Raw genomic sequence first — 4,800 nt, forward strand, 5'->3', positions numbered from 1 at the left:
CAGCAGAACTGACTCACTCCGCCCGCTGCACCGCCCGCGCCTTCAGGCGCCGCTCGATCGCCGCCACCAGCTGCTCCTGCGTGAACGGCTTGGCCACGTAGTCGTCCATGCCGGCGGCGAGGCAGGCTTCGACGTCGCCCTTCATCGCGTTCGCGGTGAGCGCGACGATCGGCAGTCGGGCCAGGTCGCTGACGCCCTCGGCGCGCTCGATCTCGCGCAGCCGCGCGGTCGCCTCGAAGCCGTCGACCACCGGCATCAGGCAGTCCATCAGCACCACGTCGAAGGCATGGCTGCGCGCCGCGTCGATCGCGGCCTGGCCGTCGGACACCACCTGCACGTCGTAGCCGGCCAGCCGCAGCATCTGCGCCGCCACCTCCTGGTTCACCAGGTGGTCCTCGGCCAGCAGCACGCGCGCGCTCCTCACCGGGCCGCCCGGGCCGGGGACCGGCGGCGGCGCGGGCAGCGCGGCCGCGGGCACCGGTTGCGCTTCATGGGCCAGCAGGTCGATCAGCGCACGCCGCAACTCCTGCTTGCGCACCGGCTTCGACAGCCAGCGATCGACGCCCAGCCGCGTCAGGCTGATCGCCGGCATGTCCAGCCCCTGCGAGCTCAGCATCACGAGCTTCAGCCCGTCGAGCCGGCGGTTCGCGCGGATGCGCTGCGTCAGCGTCAGGCCGTCCATGTCGGGCATGTGCACGTCGAGGATCGCCAGGTCGTGCACCACCGGCCGCTTGCTCATCAGCTGCAGCGCATGCTCGCCGCTCTCGGCGGTGTCCACGCGCAACCCCCAGGCGCTCAGCTGGTGGCGCAGGATGTCGAGGTTGGTCGTGTTGTCGTCCACCACCAGCACCTGCAGCCCCTGCAGCGCCGCGGTTTCGCGGTCGGTCAGCAGGGGCTGGCTGTCGGGCACCAGCCGCATCGGCAGCGAGAACCAGAAGCGCGAGCCGTCGCCGCGCGTGCTCTGCAGCTGCAGCTTGCCGCCCATCATCGCCACCAGCTGGCTCGAGATCGTCAGGCCCAGCCCGGTGCCGCCGTGGCGCCGCGTGCGCGAGCTGTCGGCCTGCGTGAAGGCATCGAACACGCGCGCCTGGTCGGCCGTCGAGATGCCCGGGCCCGAATCCGACACCGCGAACTCCAGCAGCGCCGCATGGTTGTGCGCCGCGCTGCTGGCCGGCATCTTGGTCACCGAGATCATCACGTGGCCGCGCTCGGTGAACTTCACCGCATTGCCCAGCAGGTTCATCAGCACCTGGCGCAGCCGCGCCGCATCGCCGTAGGCGCGCACCGGCAGGTCGGGGCCCATCTGGCAGATCACCTCGAGCCCCTTGGCATGCGCCTGCACCGCGAGCAGCTCGGCCACGTCGTAGGCCACCTCGCAGGGGTTGAACGGCAGCGATTCGACCTCGAACTTGCCGGCCTCGATCTTCGAGAAATCGAGGATGTCGTTGATGACGCCCAGCAGCGCCTGGCCCGAGCGGTGCGCGCTGTCGGCAAAGCGGCGCTGCTGGTCGTTCAGCGTCGTGCCCATCAGCAGCTCGGTCATGCCCAGCACGCCGTTCATCGGCGTGCGGATCTCGTGGCTCATGTTGGCGAGGAACTGCGACTTGGCCTGGCTGGCCGCTTCGGCCGCATCCTTCGCCGCCTGCAGCTCGGACAGGTGCTGCGCCTTCTCGGCCGAAGCCAGCTCCATGCGCCGGCGGATCAGGAAGCCGTAGACCAGCATGCCCAGCGTGATCGCGGTGACGACGACGGCGCTCGCGAACTCGAGCCAGCGGTAGCGGCCCACCGACTGGCTCAGCGCGTCGATCTGCGTCTTCTGCACCGTGCGCGAGATGCGCGCGACGCTGCGCAGGTCTTCCTGCAGCTGCGCGTAGCTGCGGTCGACCTCGACCATCGCGCGCGAGGCCGCATCGAGTCGCTGCTCGCCGAAGCGCTGCAGCGTGGTCTCGGATTGCTCGACCATGCGCTGCACCGTGCTGCCGGCCGACTGCAGCCCCTGCACCATCAGCTCGCGCTCGCCTTCGGCCGGGTGGGCCTCGAAGCGCTGCACCGCGGCCGCGAGCGATTGCTTGAAGCGCCCGTGCGCGGCATGCAGCTGCAGTCGTTCATGGTCGACCTGGCCCGACGCGAAGATGTCGTTGGCCGGCGCGTCGACCTCGCCGGCCAGGCGGCGCAGCTCGCCCAGCGCCTCGAAGCGGGCGGCCCAGCTGCGGTCGGCGGCGAGCGAGTCGCCGAAGCGGTCGTTGACCTTGACGCCCAGGAGCTGGTCGAGCCCGATCACCACCAGGATCAGCAGCGCGGCCGCGCCGTACAGCAGTTGCCACGAGCGCTTGCGAGCGGAGGGAACTGCGACGGGGCCGGAAGGTGTCATGGTGTCCTGCGGGGCGCTGCGCGGGATGTTACGACGATCCCCGCGGCAATCAAGCCGAACGCCGCGACGTGGTACCACTGCGGCCCCTCGCCCAGCATCGCGGCCGACATCAGCGCGGCGAACACCGGCGTCAGGTTCGCGAAGAAGGCCGCCACCGCCGGCCCCACCGCGGTGACGCCTGCGCCCCAGCAGAAATAGGCCACGATCGACGGGCCGATCGCCACGTAGGCGAGCGCCGCATACACCGCGCCGGACCACAGCACCGGCTGCCCGCCGAGCGCGTGCTCGGCGCCCGCGCCGGCAGCGGCCCACAGCGCGCCGAAGCCGACCTGGGCGAGCAGGAACTCGGCGCCGTTCCAGGGCGGCCGCTCGGGCGGGCGCATCGAGGCCGGCGGGCGCGCCAGCATCCAGCTGTAGATCGCCCACAGCGCGGTGGCCAGCAGCATCAGCAGGTCGCCGGGCACCAGGTGCAGCTGCAGCAGCGTCGACGGGTGGCCGTGCGACAGCACCAGCGCCACGCCGAGCAGCGACAGCACGGCGCCGSCCCCCTGGCGCCGCGTCGGATGTTCGCCGTAGGCCAGCGCGCCGATCGCGAGCATGAAGAGCGGCGAGCTGGCGGCGATCAGCGTCACGTTGATCGGCGTGGAGGTGGTGACCGCCATGTACTGCAACGCGTTGTAGCTGCCGACGCCCACCAGGCTGAGCGGTGCGAGGTAGCGCAGGCGCGCGGCGAGGTCGCCCGGGCGCCTGAACAGGCGCCAGCCGAGCGGCAGCAGCAGCATGAAGGCGAGCGACCAGCGCAACGCGTTCAGCGCGAGCGGCGGCACGCTGCCGACCATCAGCCGCCCGACCACCGCATTGCCCGCCCACAACAGGGGTGGCAGCGTCAGCATCAGGATGATGCGGGGATGGAGGGCGGTCATGACGGCACCCTCGCGCTGCGCGCGTTCCCGCCGAGCGGGAGCGAACCCGCCTTCGGGCGGCCGTGCGGCGGGTTCATGCCGCGGGCATCGCGGCGCCGCAGTTCCAGCACTGCTCGAAGGGCCCGTCGATCACTTCATGGCATTGCGGGCAGGCCCACAGGTGGCGGCGCGGATGCTGCAGCTCGTCGAGCCGCACGAGGGCGCGCGCATGGTCGGCCTCGTCGTCGACCCACAGCTCGGGCAGGGTCTCGCTGGGCGGCACGCCGCCGGACAGGCTGCTCGCGAACGCACGTTGCACGGTGGTGGGGATTCCCGTCTGCGTGAGCATGTCGGCCCACAGCTGGGCGAGGGCGAGGTTGGGTGCGGTGGTGAGGCGTTTCAAGACCGGGTACGGGCAGGGTCGCGGGAGTGCTGGCACGATAACGCATCCACTGGAGCAACCCATGCCACTTACTGCACATGCCGTCCGCCTCGACCGAGCCGGCGGGCCCGAGACCCTGACGCTGTCGGAGGTCGTGGTCGGCGAGCCCGGCCCGGGCGAGATCCGCATCCGCCACCATGCGATCGGCATCAACTACATCGACGTGTACCACCGCAGCGGTACCTACCCGCTGCCGGCGCCGTTTGGCCTGGGCGTCGAGGGAGCCGGGGTGGTCGAGGCGGTGGGAGAGGGCGTGACGCACCTGCGAGCCGGCGACCGCGCGGCCTACGTGAGCCAGCCGCCCGGGGCCTACGCGACGCTGCGGGTGATGCCGGCCAAGTGCGTCGTGAAGCTGCCCGACGCGATCGGCTTCGACGAGGGGGCGGCGATGATGCTGAAGGGCTTCACCACGCAGTACCTGCTGCGCCGCACGCTGCCGCAGGCGGGGCTCGCGGCGGGCGATTTCGTGCTGTTCCATGCCGCGGCCGGCGGCGTCGGGCTGATCGCCTGCCAGTGGGCGCGTGCGCTCGGGCTGCAGCTGATCGGCACGGCGAGCACCGACGAGAAATGCGCCGCCGCGCAGGCGCATGGCGCGGCCTTCACGATCAACTACGCGCGGGAAGATTTCGCGGCCCGGGTGCGCGAGATCACGGGCGGCAAGGGTGTGAAGGTGGTGTACGACGGCGTCGGCCGCGACACCTGGGACAAGTCGCTCGACTGCCTGCAGCCGTTCGGCCTGATGGCCAGCTACGGCAGCGCGTCGGGCAAGGTGCCGCCCGTCGACCTGGGCGTGCTCGGCGCGAAGGGCTCGCTGTACCTGACGCGGCCCACGGTGTTCACGCACATCGCGACCCGCGAGTCGACGCAGGCGATGGCCGACGAGCTGTTCGCGATCGTCGGCAGTGGGCAGGTGAAGATCCCGGTGGAGCACCGCTATGCGCTGAAGGATGCGGCGCAGGCGCACATCGACCTCGAATCGCGCAGGACGGTGGGTGGGTCGGTGCTGGTTCCGTAGTTTTCGTGCGTTCGTGCTGCAAAGTCGCGTGGGGGGAGGCCGTGGCGCGCCGGTCGGGTCGGTCCTCCTT

At 71.3% G+C, this 4,800-nt stretch carries 4 protein-coding genes; 1 reads left to right on the forward strand and 3 read right to left on the reverse strand.

From position 1 onward, the window contains the following. Window positions 1–13: 13 nt before the first annotated feature. The 3 genes from AC1DXV_RS31410 to AC1DXV_RS31420 form a co-directional block, all read right to left on the reverse strand. On the reverse strand, window positions 14–2,371 hold the full coding sequence (locus AC1DXV_RS31410) for a hybrid sensor histidine kinase/response regulator (protein ID WP_477937399.1): 2,358 nt from the start codon (window positions 2,369–2,371) through the stop codon (window positions 14–16). Next, window positions 2,368–3,294, reverse strand: coding sequence for a DMT family transporter (locus AC1DXV_RS31415; protein ID WP_477937401.1), 927 nt, complete (start codon window positions 3,292–3,294; stop codon window positions 2,368–2,370). The genes AC1DXV_RS31410 and AC1DXV_RS31415 overlap by 4 nt, the downstream gene beginning before the upstream one ends. 73 nt (window positions 3,295–3,367) lie before the next feature. Further along, entirely contained in the window at window positions 3,368–3,676 is a 309-nt protein-coding gene (locus AC1DXV_RS31420; protein WP_465111883.1) for a putative signal transducing protein, read from the reverse strand. A 61-nt stretch (window positions 3,677–3,737) separates the two neighbouring features. Here AC1DXV_RS31420 and AC1DXV_RS31425 point away from each other — a divergent pair, with 61 nt between their 5' ends. Then, the gene (locus tag AC1DXV_RS31425; protein ID WP_477937403.1) at window positions 3,738–4,730 is read left to right on the forward strand and encodes a quinone oxidoreductase family protein; all 993 of its coding nucleotides are present in this window, start codon (window positions 3,738–3,740) and stop codon (window positions 4,728–4,730) included. The last annotated feature ends 70 nt before the right edge of the window (window positions 4,731–4,800 follow it).

Source organism: Rhizobacter sp. P3_C12, from assembly GCF_056402735.1.

Bases quoted from the DNA above. Each gene is read 5' to 3' on its own strand.
- AC1DXV_RS31410 (WP_477937399.1), bottom strand. From the start codon at position 2,371: ATGACACCTTCCGGCCCCGTCGCAGTTCCCTCCGCTCGCAAGCGCTCG.
- AC1DXV_RS31425 (WP_477937403.1), top strand. From the start codon at position 3,738: ATGCCACTTACTGCACATGCCGTCCGCCTCGACCGAGCCGGCGGGCCC.